The following is an 18,566-nucleotide window of genomic DNA, read 5'->3' on the forward strand; positions in this document are numbered from 1 at the left end:
CACCATGTCTCAGCGGAGCGAGCCTGTCGCGATAGTCGGGGCGGGCTGTCGCTTTCCCCGCGGCGGTGATGGCCGTGAGGGTCTGTGGCGAGTCCTCGCCGGCGGCGTGGATGCGGTTGATGCAACGCCGAGCCGACGCTGGGACGTCGAGCGAATCCATGACCCGCAGATGCGCCGGCCAGGTACGACCTATTGCCGTGAGGGGGCGTTCCTGGACGATGTGGACGCTTTTGACGCCGCCTTCTTCGGTCTAACGGCGGCGGAGGCGAGGGAGATGGACCCGCAGCAGCGCCTGCTGCTGGAGGTCGCCTGGGAGGCGCTCGCGGATGCCGGATTGCCGGTCGCCGGCCTCAACGGCGGCCGGGCGGCGGTTTACGTGGGCATGCTGGGCATGGACTACGCCCTGTTGCATGCCCGCGAGGCCGGCGTGGCCGGCATCAACCCTTACTATGCAACCGGCAAGGAGTTCAGCTTCGGTGCCGGTCGGCTGGCCTACCACCTGGGCTCCCATGGGCCGGCGATGACCGTGAACACCGCTTGCTCGTCGTCGCTGGTCGCCGTGCATCTTGCCTGCCGCAGCCTGGCCGCGGGTGAGACCGACGTCGCCCTGGCCGGCGGCGTCAACCTCATGCTCAGCCCGGACCTGACCGTGTTCATGAGCCAGGTCCGGGCGATCTCGCCGACGGGACGCTGTCGCGTCTTCGACGCCGCCGCCGACGGCATCGTCCGGGGCGAGGGCTGCGGTGTCGTCGTGCTCAAGACGCTCGACCGGGCTCTGGCCGATGGCGACCGAGTGCTGGCCGTCATCCGTGGCTCGGCCGTGAATCACGACGGCGCGAGTGCCGGGCAGACCGTGCCCAACGCCACGGCACAACGGGCCGTCATCCGCGATGCCCTGGCGCACGCCGGCGTAAGACCCGCTGAGGTGGGTTATGTCGAGGCCCACGGGACTGGCACGCCGCTGGGTGATCCGGTGGAGCTCGACGCCCTCGACCGGGTGTTCTCGGCCGACCGCGATACGCCTCTGCTGGTGGGGTCCATGAAGGCCAATTACGGGCACATGGATGCGGCGGCCGGCGTGGCCGGGCTCATCAAGACCGTCGAGGCGCTTCGGCGCCGACAGGTTCCCGGGCAACTGCATGTTTCCAGCCTCACCTCGGCAGTGGACTGGGAGCGCAGCGCGCTGGACGTTCCCCTGGAGACCACGGCCTGGCCGGGCGACGGCGGTAACCGCTGTGCCGGTGTCAGTGCATTCGGTCTCAGCGGTACGAACGTGCACGTGGTGCTGAGCGCTCACGAGGACAGTGAGCCGGCGGCCGGACCCGTCGACGGGCCACTGGTGCTGCCGGTTTCCGCGAGGGCGGGCGCGTCGCTGCAGGCGTTGGCCGGTGCGTACGGGCGGTCACTGCGAGCCGGCGACACCGCCGTGGCGGATATGCTCCACACCGCCTCATGTCGCCGTGACCACCACGACAGGCGCCTTGCCGTCGTTGCCGACGGCGTGGACGAGCTGGCTGAGCGGCTGGAGGGGTTCGCCGCAGGCGATGCCGGGAACGGCGTGCATACCGGGGTGGCCGACGCGACCGGGGCCACACCCGTGGTCTTCGTCTACACCGGCCAGGGTGCCCAATGGGCCGGCATGGCGGCGGACCTGCTCGACACCGATCCCGTGTTCGCCGCGACCATTCGGCGATGCGACGCCGTGCTCTCCGGGCTGGCGGACTGGCGTATAGAGGACGAGCTCCGCCGCGAACCGCAGACGTCGAGGCTGGCGCGCACGGAGATCGCCCAGCCGGTGATATTCGCATTACAGGCCGCGCTGACCGAGCGTTGGCGGGCCTGGGGCGTGCGGCCCGCGGCCGTGGTCGGGCACAGCATGGGGGAGGTGGCGGCCGCGTATGCCGCGGGCGCGCTGACGCTGGAGCAGGCGCTCACCGTGATCTTTCATCGCGGCGAGGTCATGCGCGAAGCCCACGGCGGTGGCGCCATGCTGGCCGTCGGCCTTGACCCGGAAGACGCGGAAGCGCGCCTGTCCGACGGCGCCGGCATCGAGGTCGCGGCGGTCAACGCGCCCGGGGCCACCGTGCTCGCCGGCGACAGCACCGCCCTGGAGGCGTTGGCCGCCGAACTGGGCGCCGAAGGGGTGTTCGCGGTGTTCGTGCAACGGGCGTATGCCTTTCACAGCGCCGGCATGACCCCCTATCAGCAGCCCCTGGCCGCGGCGTTGGCAGGGCTGGAGGTCAGCGAGCCCGTCATCCCCTGGCTGTCGACCAGCGGCGCCACGGAGGATACGGGCAGGGCGGATGTCGACTACTGGGTGGCCAACATTCGTCGGCCGGTTCGTTTTCGCGACGCCGTGGACCGGCTGGTGGAAGGTGGCCATCGCCTGTTCCTGGAGCTGGGACCGCACGCGGTTCTGACGACCCCCATTCATCAGTGCCTCGCCCGTGCCGGCGTTGCCGGCCAGGCGATCAGTGCGATCAAGCGCGGCCAGGCCGGTCCCGAAGGGCTTCGCCACGCCGTGGCAGCGCTCTACTGTGCGGGAGCGTCCCTGGACTGGGCCTCGCTCCAACCGGCCGGACGTTGCGTGTCGCTTCCCCGCTATCCCTGGCAGCACCAGCGCTTCTGGTTCGAATCCACCGGCCCCGGTCACGACGAGGGGCGGCTCGATCCGTCGCGCCTTACCGCGCGCGTTCAGGTTCTGGACGAGGCGGGGCGTGTGGTCGCCGGTGCGGACGACGTCGCTCTGGCGGGTCTGGCGGATGAAGGCGTCGAGTCGGTGGACCCGTCCGGTGTAGTGCCAGCGGGGGAGACACCGGCAACACCGTCGTCGACAGTCGACCCGGAGGCCGAGGTGGAGGCGGCGGTGCGCGAGCTCATCGGTCTGCCATCCGATGAGCCTTTCGATCGCGACCGCGGATTCACGAGCCTGGGCCTGGATTCCATTGCCATGGTCGAGTTGCGCCGCATGCTGCAGCAACGGTGCGGCTGCGATCTTCCGGCGACCGTCGCATTCGATTATCCGGATGCCCGTCGCCTCGGGCGCTTCATCGCGCAACAACAGCAACAACAGCCCGTCGATGCCGATCCGCCAGCGCCGATGACCGATTCTGACAGGCAGGACGATCCCATCGCGGTGGTGGGGATCGGGTGTCGTTTCCCCGGCGGTGTGGGTTCCCCCGAGGCGTTCTGGGAGCTGCTCATGGAGCACCGGTGTGCCGTCGGGCCGGCACCGGCGCAGCGCTGGGATGTCGAACGGTATATCGCCGATGGACGGGACGGGTTGCCGAGGGCGGCAGCGTTCGTCGACGACGTCGCCGGCTTCGACGCCGATTTCTTTCAGATCTCGCCCCGGGAGGCGCGCAGCCTGGACCCGCAGCAGCGGCTGTTCCTGGAGGTGGCGTGGGAGGCGCTGGAGCGCGCCGGCCTGCCCGGTGACAGTCTCAGGGAAAGCCGAACGGGGGTCTACGCGGGGCTCAATGCCCATGACTATGAGCTGCGCGTGGCGGCCGACCCGCAGCATATCGATGCCTACTACGGCACCGGCAATACCTTCTCCGCCGTCGCCGGACGACTATCCCATTTTCTGGGCCTGCAGGGGCCCAGCCTGGCGGTGGACACAGCCTGCTCGTCGTCACTCACTGCTATTCACCTGGCCTGTCAGGCGCTGCGCAGTGGCGAGTGCGACCAGGCACTCGCCGGTGGCGTCAACGTCATGGCCGGCCCGGCCATCTTCCTCTCCATGGGGGAGGCGGGGGCGCTGGCTCCCGACGGGCGATGCAAGACCTTCGACGACAGTGCCGATGGCTACGGGCGCGGAGAAGGCTGCGGTATCGTCGTTCTCAAACCGCTGTCCCGCGCACTCGCGGATGGCGATCCCGTGGTGGCGACGATTCCGGGCTCGGCAATCAACCACGATGGTCCCAGTAGCGGACTGACCGTGCCCAACGGTCCGGCGCAGCAGGCGCTCGTGAGAGAAGCACTCGACGCCGCCCGGATCGCGCCCTCCGAGGTCGGGTACGTGGAAGCCCACGGTACCGGCACGGTGCTGGGCGATCCCATCGAGTTGCAGGCTCTGGATGCGGTCTATCGTCGGCAGCGGCGCCCGGACGATCCGTTGCGGGTGGGGTCGGTGAAGACCAACATCGGCCATCTGGAAGCGGCGGCCGGCATCGCTGCGTTCATCAAGTCCTGCCTGGCGGTCGCGCATGGTGCGATTCCGGCGCATCTGCACCTGAACCAGCCCAACCGCCGGCTGGATTGGCGTCAGCTGGCCTTGCGGGTGCCTACCAGCCGGGAGCCCTGGGAGGCGAGCGCGGTGGAACGCGTCGCCGGCGTGAGCGCCTTCGGCTTTACCGGGACGAACGTACACGTGCTCCTGCGCGGTGCCGAGTCACCGCGCACGGTCTCCGGCGATGGCGACGCGGATCGGCCCTTGCCCCTGGTGCTGTCCGCCAGGAGCGACGACGCGCTGCGAGCGCTCGCCTGCGAGATGGCCGATTTCCTGCGCGAAACCGATGAGCCCATCGAGGACATCTGCTACACGGCGGCATTGCGTCGTGCGGCACTGCCGGTGCGACTGGCGTTCGTCGCCCGCACCGCCGCGGGGTTCGCCGACGCACTGCAGGCCTGGATCGCCGGCAATACGGCGGACGACGACGCGCCGGCGTCTGCCGGGGTCGGGGCGTTGGCAAGACGGTTCATGGCCGGCGAGTCCGTGGACTGGCGTGATGTCTGGCCGACGCCGGGCACCGTCGTTGGCTTGCCAACGTATCCGTGGCAGCACCAGCCGTACTGGCTGCCCATGCCCGAGCACCACGGTGGGCACGCAGCACCGGTGCCGTCACGCAGCAGTCGCCACCCGTTGCTCCAGCACCATAGTCGGCAAACGTATCCGAAGCCCGCGCACGTCTGGCAGGCACATCTCGCCGATCCCGGTGTTGCGTGTTCGCTCACCGCAACCGCGCACGGAGATGCCCGTCTCGGCTACGCCGCGCTTGCCGCCGCGGTGCTGGCGGCGGTCAGGGACCTGCTCGGTAGCGGGCGCTATGCCCTGGCCAGTGTGGGGTTCCACGCGCCGCTGATTCTGGCCGAAGCGCGTGATCGAATCCTGGAGATCCGGTTAACCCCGGTGCCGGAGGGCGAGTTCGAATTCCGTGTCGCCAGCCGGGCGTCGGCAGGCGACGTCGAATTCGTGCATGCCGACGGTCGCGTCCGGCGCACCGCACCGCCGTCCGGTGTCACCTGGGCGCAACCGGAATGCCCGGTGGTCGTGGAGGAAGACGAACGCGACCTGCTGGCGCTGATCGGCTTCGGACCGCAGTCGACTGTCGGGCGTCTGGAGTGCGTCTGCCGATGTGGCGGGCGCTCGGTGATGGGAGTGCACCTGCATGAAGGCGTCGGCGCGTCCGCTCGGCACGTGAACGAAACGCTACTCGAGTCCTGCCTGACTCTGCCCGCGGTGTTGAGCGCGGGCGACGGTGAACAGCCGACCGTTATGGCTTGCGACGAGCTCTTCGTAGCGGACGGTCTGCCGGAAGATGTGTGCCTGTGGGTCGCCGAGGCGTCGGTGGAAGGGGCCGGCGAAGTGGTGGTAACCGACCGGCAGGGCCGCGTGCTCATCCGTGCCGCTGGCCTGAAGTATGCCGACAGGGCAACCGCGGTGGCGGAGCCCACGGAGGCGGACACCTATGCCCTGCACTGGGACGAAACCGAGCTGCCGGACAGCGTGGTGCCGGCCACGGGCCATTGGCTCTGGCTGGAGGACGAAGCGGGGCGTGCGGCAGACGCTGCGCAGGCGCTGATTGCCCGGGGGTACACGCTCAAACGCCTGCGCAGCGGATCGGTCTACCAGAGCCCGGGGCGGGAGCCCGGAACGCTCGATACCACCGATCAACGCCATCTGGTGCGACTACTGCGCGAGCAGGGGCGTGACGCCGGCTGTCGAGGGATCGTGCACGCGCTCGGTTGCGGTCTGCCGCCGGATTGCCACGGGCCCGGTGAGTCGAGTCAGCGTGCGTGCGAGTCGATATCGGCGTTGGCTCGGGCGATATCGGAGGTTGGAGGCGAGGGCCTGCCGGTGTGGTTCCTCACCGAGGAGACGCAAGCCGTCGCCGGCGCACCGCATCGCCTCGACGGTGCCCCGGTGTGGGGCATGGCGCGCAGCTTCGGTCTCGAGCATCCCGGCTGGTGGGGCGGAATGGTCGACGTGCCACTGGACGACGAACCGTCGGTGGAGGCGTTGACTGCGGTCCTCGCCGGAGAACCCGGGCATGATCATCTCGCCCTGCGTGACGGGCGTGCATACAAGGCAACACTCGTCCCCGACGCGCTTGCACGCACGCCACCCCCCCGGTTGCCGGCGGGCAGCGTGGCGCTTGTGCACCAGCCCGATCCCGCCGTGGTGGCCGAGCTGGCGCAATGGCTCGGCGGTCTGGGTGTCGACCACGTGGCGGTCATCGGCACGGACGCACCCTTGCCCGAAGTATCGGGTGTCACCTTCGAAGCGCTCGACGTGGACGCCGCGGACGCCGGTGCCCTGAGTCGCAGCCTCGATGCAGTGCGCCGGCACGGCCCGATTGCCGCCGTGATTCACGCCGGTGGGGACTGGCGCCTGCGTCGGCTGGACGAAATGCACGCCGGCACCGTGGCCGAGGCGTTTCACGGCCGGGTCGCGGGCGTCGCCGAGTTGCACCGCCAGACCGCGGCGGATCCGGTGGCGCTGTTCGTGCTCTTCAGCAGCGCCGCTTCGGCGTGGGGGGCCATGGGGCTAGGCGCCAGTGCTGCTGCCGACGCCTATCTGGATGCGCTTGCCGCCTACCGCCATGCGCGTGCCCTGCCGGCGCTGGCGGTGAACTGGACCCAGTGGGAGTCTCTGGTGGCGCAACGACCTGACGACGAACGCTTGATGCGTCAGGGCGGGCTGCAGCCGCTCACTGCCCGGAGCGCACTCAGCGCTCTTGAGCGCCTGCTGGCCGCGGGGCGTCATCAGGGCGCTGTCGCAGCAGCGGACTGGTCAGTGCTCAAGCCCCTGTACGAAGGCAGCATTCGGTGGCCCGTGCTGGATGGCGTCGCCGGTGCCGTAACCGCCGAAGCCGACACGCAATGGTGGGAGCAGCTGCGCAGCCTGCCGCCGGAACTGCGCCTGGACAACCTCAGCCGGCGGGTGCGCGCCGTGACAGCGGAGGCCTTCGGTTTCGATGATGCCGCGCAGGTCAACCCGGAACGCGGCTTCTTCGACATGGGGATGACGTCCATGATGGCCGTCGACCTGCGCGCACGACTGGAGCGGCTGACAGGCACGGAGCTGCCCAGCACGCTCGCCTTCGAATACACCTCGGTGGATGCCATAGCCCGCCACCTCCACGACGAGCATCTGGGGCTGAGTCAAGCCCAATCCGCTACCGCTGGTGACAGCGGCGACGATGCGAGCGAATCCGCCCCGGACACCAATGCCGGCGGGGTGGACACCTACGAATCGCTTTCCGAGACCGAGCTGCTGGCCTCTCTGGACCGTGAGCTTTCACGAGTCGGCGAGCTCGACGTCAAGGAGGACAACGATGAGTGACAGCAACGACGGCCATTCCAACGCCGAGCTCAAGCGGAGCCTGGGTCGTGCGGTGGCAACCATCCGGGATCTGCGCACCCGCATGGAAAACGTCGAACGCCGCGCGCGCGAGCCCGTGGCCGTCATCGGCATGGGATGCCGCTTTCCCGGCGGTGCCGACAATCCCAAGCGGTTCTGGCGACTGCTGCGCGACGGCGTCGATGCGATCACGGACTTTCCCCGTGACCGCCTCCACGGGACCGATTACTACGACGCCGATCCGCAGACGCCCGGCAAGGCATACGTCATGCGTGGGGGCTTCATCGACGAGGTTGACCGGTTCGACCCGACGCTGTTCGGCATATCGCCCCGGGAGGCCGTGGGTATGGATCCACAACAGCGTTTGGCCCTGGAGGTCTCCTGGGAGGCACTCGAGAGTGCCGGCCTGGCACCGGACCGCCTGCAGGGCAGCCGTACCGGTGTCTATATGGGCGTGAGCACCAACGACTATGTCCGCCTGCGTCAGCAGTTGGGGGATCCCGCCGACGTGGATGCCTACCAGTTCTATGGTGAAGTCAGCTTCATCCCCGGCCGCATCGCCTACACGTATGGCTTCCATGGACCTGCGGAGCTGGTGGATACCTCCTGCTCGTCCTCGCTGGTGGCCATGCATCAGGCCTGTCGCAGCCTGCGTAGTGGCGAGACCGATCTTGCCCTGGCTGGTGGGGTGAATCTCATTCTCTCGCCTTACGGTTTCGTGCTGGTCAGCAAGCTGCGGGCGGTCTCCCCCGACGGACGCTGCAAGACCTTCGATTCGTCTGCGGACGGCTACGGCCGCGGCGAAGGCTGCGGCATCCTGGTGCTGAAGCGCCTCTCGGACGCGCAGGCCGATGGTGACCCCATCCTCGGGGTGGTGCAGGGCAGCGCCATCAACCACGACGGACCCAGCAGCGGGATCACCGTGCCCAATGCACACGCCCAGCAGGCGGTAGTGAGCGCCGCGCTCGACGACGGCGGTATCGAGCCGCACCAGGTCAGCTACGTCGAGGCCCACGGGACCGGAACGGATCTCGGTGACCCCATCGAGCTGCGGGCGCTGGATGCCGTTCTGGGTACGGCCAGCGGCCGTGACGACCCCCTGACCGTGGGCTCGGTGAAGACCAATATCGGTCACCTGGAGCCGGCGGCCGGCGTGGCCGGCGTGATGAAGGTCATTCTCGGCATGCAGCACGGCCACATTCCGCCCCATCTCCACCTGCAGCACCCAAACCCCAGGGTCGAGTGGGACCGCCTGGCAGTGCGTGTACCCCGTGACGGCATGGCCTGGGAAAGTGACGGTGCGCGCCGCTATGCGGGCGTCAGCTCCTTCGGCGTCAGCGGTACCAACGCCCACGTGCTCATCGCCGAAGCGCCGGAGCGCGAACGCCCGCAGCGCAGAGCGGAACGGCCGTGGCAGGTACTCACGCTCTCCGGATGCGATCAGGCGGCACGGCGGCAGGTCGCCGGCCGCTATGAGCGGCACATCGTCGAGCAGGAGCCGGATCTGGCGGACGTATGCTATTCCGCGAACGTCTCCCGTGCGCCGCTGGAGTATCGCTTCGCGGCGGTGGCCGACTCGGCGGACACCCTGCGTGGCCAGCTCGCCGCATACGCGGCGCGCAAGCTGGCCGACGACGTCGTGGAAGGTTGCGTGCCCCGGGGCAGCAGGCCACAAGTGGTGTTCCTGTTTACCGGCCAGGGGGCGCAGTACGTCGGCATGGGCCGTGAGCTCTACGATACGGAGCCGGTTTTCCGCGCTGCGTTCGATCGATGCTCGGAGATTCTGGCCTCCACGCTCGACGTTGCATTGACCGATCTGATCTATCCCCGCGTCGGCCCCGGTGACGAGGCGACCCTGCAACAGACACGCTACACGCAGCCCGCTCTGTTCGCGTTCGAGTACGCGCTCGCCCAGCTGTGGCTCGCCTGGGGGGTTCGTCCGGCGGCGCTCCTGGGTCACAGCGTGGGCGAGATCGTCGCCGCCTGCGTGGCTGGGGCGCTGCCCCTCGAGGACGCGTTGCGCCTGGTCGCGGCACGAGGCGAGCTGATGCAGGAGCTGCCCGCCGGTGGTGCGATGGTGGCGGTCAATGCCACTGAGGCCGAGGTGCAGGCAGCGCTGGCCGGCTACGAGCGGGTGAGCATCGCCGCTGTCAACGGCGTGGAAGACGTGGTCGTCTCCGGCGATCACGAGGGCATCGACGCGGTCGTGTCGGCTTTCGAGGAGCAGGGCGTGGCAACCACGCCCCTGCGCGTCTCCCACGCGTTCCATTCCGCAGCGATGGATCCGGTACTGGAGCCGTTGCGTGCGGTGGCCGCGGAGCTCGACTACCGCGAGCCCCGGATTCCGGTGGTGGCCAATGTCACCGGGCAGTTCCACACAGGGGCCAGTCTGGCGGACCCGGACTACTGGGCCCGGCATGCCCGCGAAGCCGTGCGCTTTGCCGATGGCCTGGAGACACTGGCCGAGGCGCAGATGGACATCGCCCTCGAGGTGGGGCCGGCGCCGGTGCTCACCGCGCTGGGCCGGCGCGGCCCGGGAGCGGAGCAACGCCACTGGATCGCATCGATGCGTCGCGACGGATCGTCTGCCCGGGGCATGCGGCTGGCCGTGGCCAACCTCTTCGTGAGCGGAGTGAGCCCGGACTGGAACGGTGTACACGAGGGCGACGGCGCCGTTCGCCTGCCATTGCCGACGTACGCGTTCCAGCGCGAGCGCTACTGGTTCGAGCTCGCCCGTGACGCGGCGTCACCGGCCGCGTCCGGCGTGCGCGGTGAGGCAGCCGGAGAGCTTCTCGGCAGGCGCCTCGAGATGCCGGTTCCCGCCTTCGAGTCGGTGCTGGACGAAGCGGGGCTCGCCGAGCTGGGAGGGTTGAGCGTTGACGATGCGAGGGTGCTGCCGGATAGCGGCGCTCTGTGGTTGCCGTTTCAGGCTGGTCAGGATGTGGCCGGGCCGGGCGATTACCACCTCAGCGACCTGACGATGGGGGAGCCCATCGCCGTGCGTCGCAACGACCGCGTGACGGTTTACACGCTGATGCAGCCCCGAGGTGCCGGCGAGTGGCTGGTGCAGTGCTATCAGCGCACCGGCGCTGAAGCGGTCGTGGACGGTTCCTGGCGCCAGGTGCTCTCGGCGACGCTGAGCCGCGTGGCCGCCGGCGCGCGCGCGGACAGCGAGCGTGGTGATGGCCAGCGTTTGCACGAGCGCTGCCCGGAGATCGGCGAGGTCGATGCCGGTCTCGTGGCCAGGGGGATCGCGGCGGTGCGTCGGGGTGAGGGCGGCGAATGCCTGTGCATCATCGATGAAGATCAGCACCACGGCGCCAGTGGCGTGCCCCTGGCGGCGGCCCTGGCCGCAGCGTTGGGGCAGGGTGAGCACGTGCGTATCAGCCACGTTGACCACGCCATGATGACCCACCGGGATCCGGATGCCCTGGCGTATGTGCATGTAACTGGCATGCGGGCCGCTCCGGGAGGCGGGACGAGCATGGATGTCGCCCTCTACGACGGCGAGGGTGGGCTGTTGGGTCGGCTGACTCGCGTGACCGTGGATTCTCGTGCCGACGCGCAGCTCACTGCGGACGCCGTACCCCTGCCTGATCTCTACTACGCCCTGGACTGGGAGGAGCAGATCCGGCGGGCCGAGCCGCGTGAGCGTCCCGGCCGTGCTCTGGTGTTCGCGGATCGTGACGGGCACGCGCAGGCCCTGGTGCAGGGGCTGGAAGCCGACGGCTGGCAGTGCCGCGTGGTCGGCGCGGACGAGAGCGAGGCGCTCGACTGCGATGCCGTCGCCGCGGCGGTCCGCGACGCGGTGGCGGACGAGTTCAGCCACATTCTGTTTCTCCGTGGGCTGGATCTGCCGGGGCCGGCGGATACCACCGTGGAGGCGCTCGCGGCCTGCCGTGGAGACGGCACCGAGCCCGTCGTTCGCATTGTGCAAACCCTGGCGGCGGAACGCCCCGCCCGCGAGCCCAAGCTCTGGATCGCCACCTGCGGTGCGCAGCCGGCCGGTGACCGGGCCCGGGCGTTACAGGTCGCCGGCGGGCCGTTGTGGGGGCTGGGCAAGGTGATCGCGCTGGAACACCCCGAGTACTGGGGCGGTCTGGTGGACCTGGATCCTGCTGATTCGTCCCCGTGCCGGGATCTGGTGGAGGAGTTGCGCCATCCCGGCGAGGAGGACCAGCTCGCTTTCCGCGGTGCACGGCGCTACGTGCAGCGGCTCAACCCGTGGGCTGGCGCGAGTCTGCCGTGCCGGCCCTTCGCGCCCGGCGCGGAGGGCTGGTATCTGATCACCGGCGGCCTCGGCGGCGTGGGCCTGGCGCTGGCACGGTGGCTGGCGGCAAACGGTGCGGGCGGGATCGCGATCACCGGTCGGCGTGCCCTGTCCGATGGCGATGAAGGGGCCCGGGCGCTGCGTGCCATCGAAGCGGAAGGCGCGCGGGTACGCTACTTCCAGGCGGACGTGACCGCCATGGCCGATATGGCGCATGTCGTGGACACGCTCGCGGCCGAGCCGGGTGGCCTGCGCGGCGTGGTGCACGCCGCCGGCGTGTCCCTTCCTCAGGACCTGGTCGACGTGGACACGGAGCGTTTCGACACCGTGCTGCGTCCCAAGGTGGAGGGCGCATGGGTGCTGCACGAGCTCACTGCTTCGCTGGAGCTGGAGTTCTTTGCGCTGTTCTCCTCCATCGCCTGCGTGTGGGGCTCGCAGCATATCGCGAGCTATGCCGCCGCCAATCAGTTTCTCGACGGTCTGGCACACCACCGCCGTGCGCTGGGGTTGCCCGCCATGGTGGCCGACTGGGGGCTGTGGGGTATCGGCAGTCATCTCTTCGACGACGAGGTGGCGACGTTCCTGAAGTCCGTCGGCCTCAAACCCCTGCCGGGTACACAGGGTATCGACGTGCTGGTGAGGCTTCTGGCGAGCGACATAACGCAGATCGTCGTGGCCGGCGTCGACTGGGAGACGTTCAAGCCGCTGCTCGAGTCGCGCGGGCCGCGTCCGTTGCTCCGGGGGATACGCACCGACGAGCGCCGTCGTGCCGAGCCCTACGCCGAGTCCGACATTCTCCAGCGCCTGGCCGCGGCGGAGGCGGACGAACGTCTCGCCGTGATGGACGGCTACGTGTGGGACCAGTACGCCCGCATTCTGGGCGTGGACGTCGAGCGCGTTAAGGCGAAGCTGGAGGACGGCGGCAGTCTCATGGATTTCGGGCTGGATTCCCTCATGGTCATGGAAATGATCGGCCGCTGCCGGCGCGATCTGCGCATCGAGATCAACGCCCGCGACTTCTTCGACTGCCCCGGGTTGCAGTGGCCGGACTTCCTGCTCGAGCAGGTCAATACCCAGCACGGAGACGTCGAATCACTCGCCGCGAGCGCCTAGCGCGCCCGCATGCAGGCATCCGGAGGCAGGCCATGTCCGGGGACGGCACGTGTCGGGCGTGGGCTGCCCCTGCAGACCGTCCGGGACGGAGACAACGCTCGACAGGGAGGTGCGCCATGAATGGCGTGGACACGAGGCAACCATCGCCGCTGACCGCTACACCACAACGTTTCGACATTGCGATCCTCGGCTCGCGTCTCGCCGGCACGATGCTCGCCGCGATTCTCGCACGGCACGGCCTGCGGGTCGTCATCGCGGACCACGAGGGGCAGCCCCGCTATGCCACCGGCGAGGCGAGCATTCCCTACACATCGCTGATCTTCGAGCTTATTGCCGACCGCTACGGTGTTCCGGAGATACGCAACATCGCACGCGCCCGCGACGTTTTCGGCACGATCGCCCCGACATCGGGCGTGAAGAAAAACCTGGGCTTTCTCTATCACCGCGACGGCGAGAGTCACGACCCCCGTGAGGCGTTGCAGTTTAACGTCCCGTCGGAGCATGGCGAGACCCACCTCTTCCGGCAGGATATCGACGCTTACATGCTGCGTACGGCAGTGCGGTACGGCGCCGTCCTGCGCTCGCGGCGGGCCGATGGCGATATCGATATCGGTTCGGAAGGGGTGAGCGTCGAGGGAGCTCACGGCGAGACGATTCGCGCGAACTACGTCGTGGACGTCAGCGGCCGGGACTCACCGGTGGCCAACCGCTTCGGGCTCCGACAGGAGGCCGAGGGGATGGAGACGCGATCCACCACGCTCGCTACCCATGCCATCGGCGTGAAGCGGTTCGACGACTGCGTGCCCCACAAACTGCCCGGGCGGTGGCACGAAGGGACGTTGCACCATGTCTTCGCGGACGGTTGGCTGGGGGTCGTGCCGTTCGGGAATCACGGAGGCTCGCTCAACCCCCTGTGCAGCGTGACACTGAACCTTCGAGGTGAAATCGACGGGGCCGACACGGGGGATGCCCAGCTGGAACGGCTGCTGCGGCGGTTTCCGTCGCTACGCGATCAGCTCGGGGACATGCGCCGGGTGCGGGAATGGGACGTGCAGCGCCCCGCCCAGTACCGGGCGATCGATACCGTCGGCTCACGCTATTGCCTGCTCGATGAGGCGGCTGCCGGCAACGATCTGCTGTTTTCCCGGAAACTCTCCAATACCGCGGAGCTCGTCCACGCGGTCGCACACCGGCTGCTCACGGCGGCGCCCCGCGGCGCCTATGACTCACCGGAGTTGCTGGCGTTCGACCGGGTGCAAACGGCGATCGCCGGGTTGAGCGATCGTATCGCCGCGAGCGCGTATACCGCTTTCCGGGATTTCGAGTTGTGGAACGCCTATGCCCGGGTGTGGCTGCTGGTGTCCATCGCCAGCACCATCACCACCAAGAAGGTCTATGACCGTTTCGTCCAGACCGGGGATGCCGGGGTGTTCGAGGCCGTCGACGGTGTTGCCGAGGACGGTTTCTGGATGCCTGTCTTCGACGGCTACAAGGAATTGTTGAACGGTGCCGTGACTGCCTGCCGCGATGTCGACGCCGGTACGTGTACCCCATCGGCGGCCGCGCGGCGGATATTCGACGCCCTCGCGGACGCGGACTACGTGCCGCCGATCTACGGATTCGCCGACCCGGAAGACCGGGTGTACCACCTCTCGGCGGCCAAGAAGCTCAAGACACTCTGGTGGGGCATGCGCGCTGCGCCAAAGGGGGCGCGGCGTCTCGTTTTCTACCGATCGTTCCGGAAGAAAAGCAGCGGCACTAACGGGGCCGCTACCGCCGGCGATTGACGCCGACATCCCGATAAGGAGGTGACGGACGACATGGATTTTCAGCTCAGCGACACTCACCGCGCGCTCTACCGGGACATCCTGACGTTCTGCGAGGAGGAGCTCCCCGGCAGCGACGAGGGCGAGCCTTTCTACTCGCGGGACCAGTGGCGCGCCTGCGGTCGCGCCGGGCTGCTCGGGCTGTCGGCACCCACGGAATTCGGTGGTGGAGGACACGGCGCTCTGGGGGCCGCGGTCGCCATGGAGGCGTTCGGTCGCGGTTGCAGCGACATGGGCCTGGTCTTCGGGGCAGCGGCGCATCTCTTCGCCTGCGTGATGCCCATCGTCGAATTCGCATCGCAGCCGGTGCGCGAGCGCGTCCTTCCCAAACTGTGCAGTGGTGAGTGGATCGGTGCCAATGCGATCACCGAGGAGCAGGCCGGCTCGGACGTCACCGCCCTGGCCACCCGGGTGACGGCAACCGGTGACGATGGCTACGCGCTCAGCGGCCACAAAAGCTTCGTGACCAACGGGCCCGTCGCGGATCTGCTGGTCACGTATGCCACCACCAATCCGAGCTTCGGTGCACTGGGCATCACCGGTTTCGTGGTGGAAACCGATCGTCCGGGCGTTCGCCGCAGCGCCCCGTTCGCGAAGATGGGGCTGCGCAACTGTCCCGCCGGCACGGTCGAGTTCGACGAATGCGTCGTGCCGGCATCCCATCGCATCGGTGATGAGGGGCAGGGGCGTGTCGTGTTTCAGCGTTCCATGGGCTGGGAGCGTGCCTGTCTGTTCGGTGCTTTCGTGGGACTGATGGACCGGCAGCTCGACCGCTGCATCGCGCATGCCGGCGAGCGCCGGCAGTTCGGGCAGCGTTTGAGTAGCTACCAGGCGGTCTCGCACCGCATTGCCAACATGAAGTTACGGCTCGAGGGGGCCCGGCTGCTGCTCTACCGCGCCTGCTGGGCCCTGGATCAAGGTGAGTCGGCTGAGCTTCCGGTGGCATTGGCGAAGCTCGCGGTCAGCGAGGCTGCGGTTCAGTCGGGTCTGGATGCGGTGCAGATTTTCGGTGGGTGGGGGTATCAGGAGGAGCCGGGCATCGAATCCATGTTGCGCGATGCCGTACCCACCGCCCTGTTCTCGGGGACATCCGAAATGCTCAGGGAAATCGTTGCACAGGAGCTTTCGCTATGAAACGTCTGCATGAACTCGTGGCCGAGCGTGCCGTGGTCGCTCCGGAGGCGACGGCGGTGGTGGCTTCCGATGGGGCCATGACATACCACGAGCTCGACCGCACCGCTGCCGCCCTGGCGGCCGGGCTGCAGGCCCGCGGAGTGCGGCCGGGCGACCGGGTGATGCTATGGGCGGAAAAGGGTGCCATGGTGGTGGCTGCCATGCAGGGTGCCCTGCGCGCCGGCGCCGTGTACGTGCCGGTGGACCCGCTCAGCCCTGTCAGTCGTGCCGCCACGATCGCCGGGGATTGCGAACCGGTCGCGGTCTTCACCACCAGCGATCGGGTGGCGGAGCTGGAGGCGGCGGGACTCGATGACCGGCTCATCGTGGTGGTCGATGACAGGGATCATCCTGCCGCGTGGACGGAGCTGGTCCGCAGTGCCGGTGCGCCCCAGCTCGTGACGCGCGCGCTCGATGACATGGCCTATATCCTGTACACCTCCGGCTCTACGGGAACGCCGAAAGGTGTTTGCATCAGCCACGCCAACGCCATGGCGTTCGTGGACTGGGCTGTCGGCGAGCTCGGTATCGGTCCCGGGGACCGGCTGTCCAACCACGCGCCGCTACACTTCGATCTCTCCGTGCTGGATCTCTACGGGAGCTTCGCCGGTGGTGCGAGCGTACACCTGGTTCCGGAAGGAACGTCGTTCTCACCGGCCGCGCTGGTGGATTTCCTCGCTGATCACGCCATCACCGTCTGGTATTCCGTGCCGTCCGCTCTGATCCTCATGGAGGAGCAGGGCGGCATGCTGGAGCGCTCGCTGCCGAGCCTGCGTGCCGTGCTCTTCGCCGGCGAGCCTTTCCCCATCAAGCATGTCCGGCGGTTGCGGGATACCTGGCCGGACGTGCGTCTGCTCAATCTTTACGGTCCCACCGAAACCAATGTGTGCACCTTCCACGAGGTGACCACGATAGAGCCCGACCGCAGCGTTCCCGTGCCCATCGGGCGTGCGTGTTCCGGCAACCGGGTGTGGGCGTGCCGCGACGACGGCAGCGAGTGCGGTGTCGACGAGGAAGGGGAGCTCATGGTCGAGGGGCCTACGGTCATGCTCGGCTACTACGGCCGCGCTCCCCACGGGGACGGTCCGTACGCCACCGGCGACCTCGTGCGGCCGCTGCCGGAAGGCGGTTTTCAGTACGTCGGCCGCCGCGACGACATGCTCAAGATTCGCGGCTACCGGATAGAGCGTGGGGAGGTCGAAGCCACGCTACTGGCACATCCGGGCATTTCCGAGGCGGCCGTCATCGCTCTGGGTAGCGGTGTCGACAGCGAGCTTCGTGCCTTCATCGTACCCGCGGTCGATCAGCCGCCTTCGATCCTGGAAGTCAAACGCCACTGCGCGGAACGGCTGCCGCGCTACATGATCGTCGATCGTATCCACCTGCTCGGCGAGCTGCCGCGAAACAGCAATGGCAAGGTGGACCGGTTCGCGCTGGCCGATTCGCTCGTCGACGTCTCGCAGGCACGTGTCGCGACGGGGTAAACGTGGCCATGACTGTGAATGGTTCTGTCAGTCGCGCGATGCGCTATGCGGAGGAACCGGGTGTGTGGCTGCCACATCGCCCGGTCGCCTCGCGGACGCCCGGGGTGCGGTTGTTCGCCTTCCCCTATGCGGGTGCCGGTGCCTCCGCTCTCCACCACTGGTTGGCGCCGCTGCACGATTACGCGGAAGTCTGCGCCGTGCAGCTGCCCGGGCGCGAAGAGCGGCGTGCCGAGCCAGCGCAGCGGCAGGCGAATGTACTGGTTCGTCAGCTCGCCGAGGTAATCGCTCCGTTGATGGACGATACCCCGGCCATATTCTTCGGCCACAGCATGGGCGCAATGCTCGCCTACGAGCTTGCCGTCGTGCTGGAGCGGGAAGGGGGGCCCGCCCCGGTCCATCTCGTGCTGTCCTCGCTGACGCCGCCGCACGCGCCGCGCCGGACGCCGAACATTCACCGCATGTCGCGGGATCGAGCGCTGGAGGCGCTGCAGCAGATGGGGGGCACGCCGGCGGAATTCCTGAGCGACCCGGATTTGATGGATCTGATGCTGCCCGTCGTTCAGGCCGACATCGAGCTACTGCTCTCCGCGCGCGGCAACACCGGCGGCGGTGTCGTCGACGTACCGATAACGGCGCTTACCGGCACCGCGGACTTCCTCGCTCCGGTGAACGAAGTGCGGGAATGGCGCCGTTACTCGGCCAGCGGGTTCCGGTTGCGGGTCTACGACGGCGGTCATTTCCACCTGATCGACCATCGCAGTGACGTAATGGCCCTGCTGGAGGGCATTGTCCGCGAGCGATGAATCGATCGCGCGGCAAACACGGGTATGGGTGCAATGGCATGTATGAGCGGAGGTGTGGCATGAAAGCCGGCCTGGATCGAGCGTTGGAACGTCACGGGCTTACTTTCGCGGAGCTTCAGCGACCGGCCGGGCTCGTGCAAGTCGACGCCCGCTTCCGCGCCTACCTCGACGAGCACGCGCCGGGGCTGGGGCAGCGGTTGTCGGACTACCGCGCGGGGGCGTCGCTGACGGCGATCGAGGTGAGCGAGCTGCTGCTGGCGCTGGGCCCGGAGCTGGAGGCGTTCATCGCCGAGCTGTTCGGCATCGAGGCGG

7 protein-coding genes are annotated in these 18,566 nt (G+C 68.5%); all 7 read left to right on the forward strand.

Translation table 11 applies throughout. The features are described 5' to 3' along the window. The first annotated feature begins 4 nt into the window (after positions 1–4). Positions 5–7,567, forward strand: coding sequence for a beta-ketoacyl synthase N-terminal-like domain-containing protein (locus ACPEES_RS16820; RefSeq protein ID WP_435104734.1), 7,563 nt, complete (start codon positions 5–7; stop codon positions 7,565–7,567). Then, complete coding sequence (locus tag ACPEES_RS16825; RefSeq protein ID WP_435104735.1) at positions 7,560–12,968, forward strand: type I polyketide synthase; 5,409 nt, start codon at positions 7,560–7,562, stop codon at positions 12,966–12,968. Before ACPEES_RS16820 ends, ACPEES_RS16825 begins: the two co-directional genes overlap by 8 nt. 116 nt (positions 12,969–13,084) lie before the next feature. Beyond that, a complete protein-coding gene (locus tag ACPEES_RS16830) occupies positions 13,085–14,755 on the forward strand; it encodes an NAD(P)/FAD-dependent oxidoreductase (RefSeq protein WP_435104736.1) in 1,671 nt (556 codons plus the stop codon). Between the two features lie 33 nt (positions 14,756–14,788). After that, positions 14,789–15,928: an acyl-CoA dehydrogenase family protein gene (locus ACPEES_RS16835; protein ID WP_435104737.1), complete on the forward strand. Its 1,140-nt coding sequence runs from the start codon at positions 14,789–14,791 to the stop codon at positions 15,926–15,928. Continuing rightward, the gene (locus ACPEES_RS16840) at positions 15,925–17,451 is read left to right on the forward strand and encodes an amino acid adenylation domain-containing protein (protein ID WP_435104738.1); all 1,527 of its coding nucleotides are present in this window, start codon (positions 15,925–15,927) and stop codon (positions 17,449–17,451) included. The genes ACPEES_RS16835 and ACPEES_RS16840 overlap by 4 nt, the downstream gene beginning before the upstream one ends. A 62-nt stretch (positions 17,452–17,513) precedes the next feature. Beyond that, positions 17,514–18,254 carry a thioesterase II family protein gene (locus tag ACPEES_RS16845; protein ID WP_435104739.1) on the forward strand — a complete coding sequence of 247 codons (741 nt, stop codon included), beginning with the start codon at positions 17,514–17,516 and terminating at the stop codon, positions 18,252–18,254. Between the two features lie 59 nt (positions 18,255–18,313). Continuing rightward, positions 18,314–18,566, forward strand: a 253-nt coding sequence (locus ACPEES_RS16850; RefSeq protein WP_435104740.1) for a hypothetical protein, incomplete at its 3' end; no start/stop codon positions are given.

This window comes from Arhodomonas sp. AD133, from assembly GCF_051195215.1.
Classification (GTDB): Bacteria; Pseudomonadota; Gammaproteobacteria; order Nitrococcales; family Nitrococcaceae; genus Arhodomonas.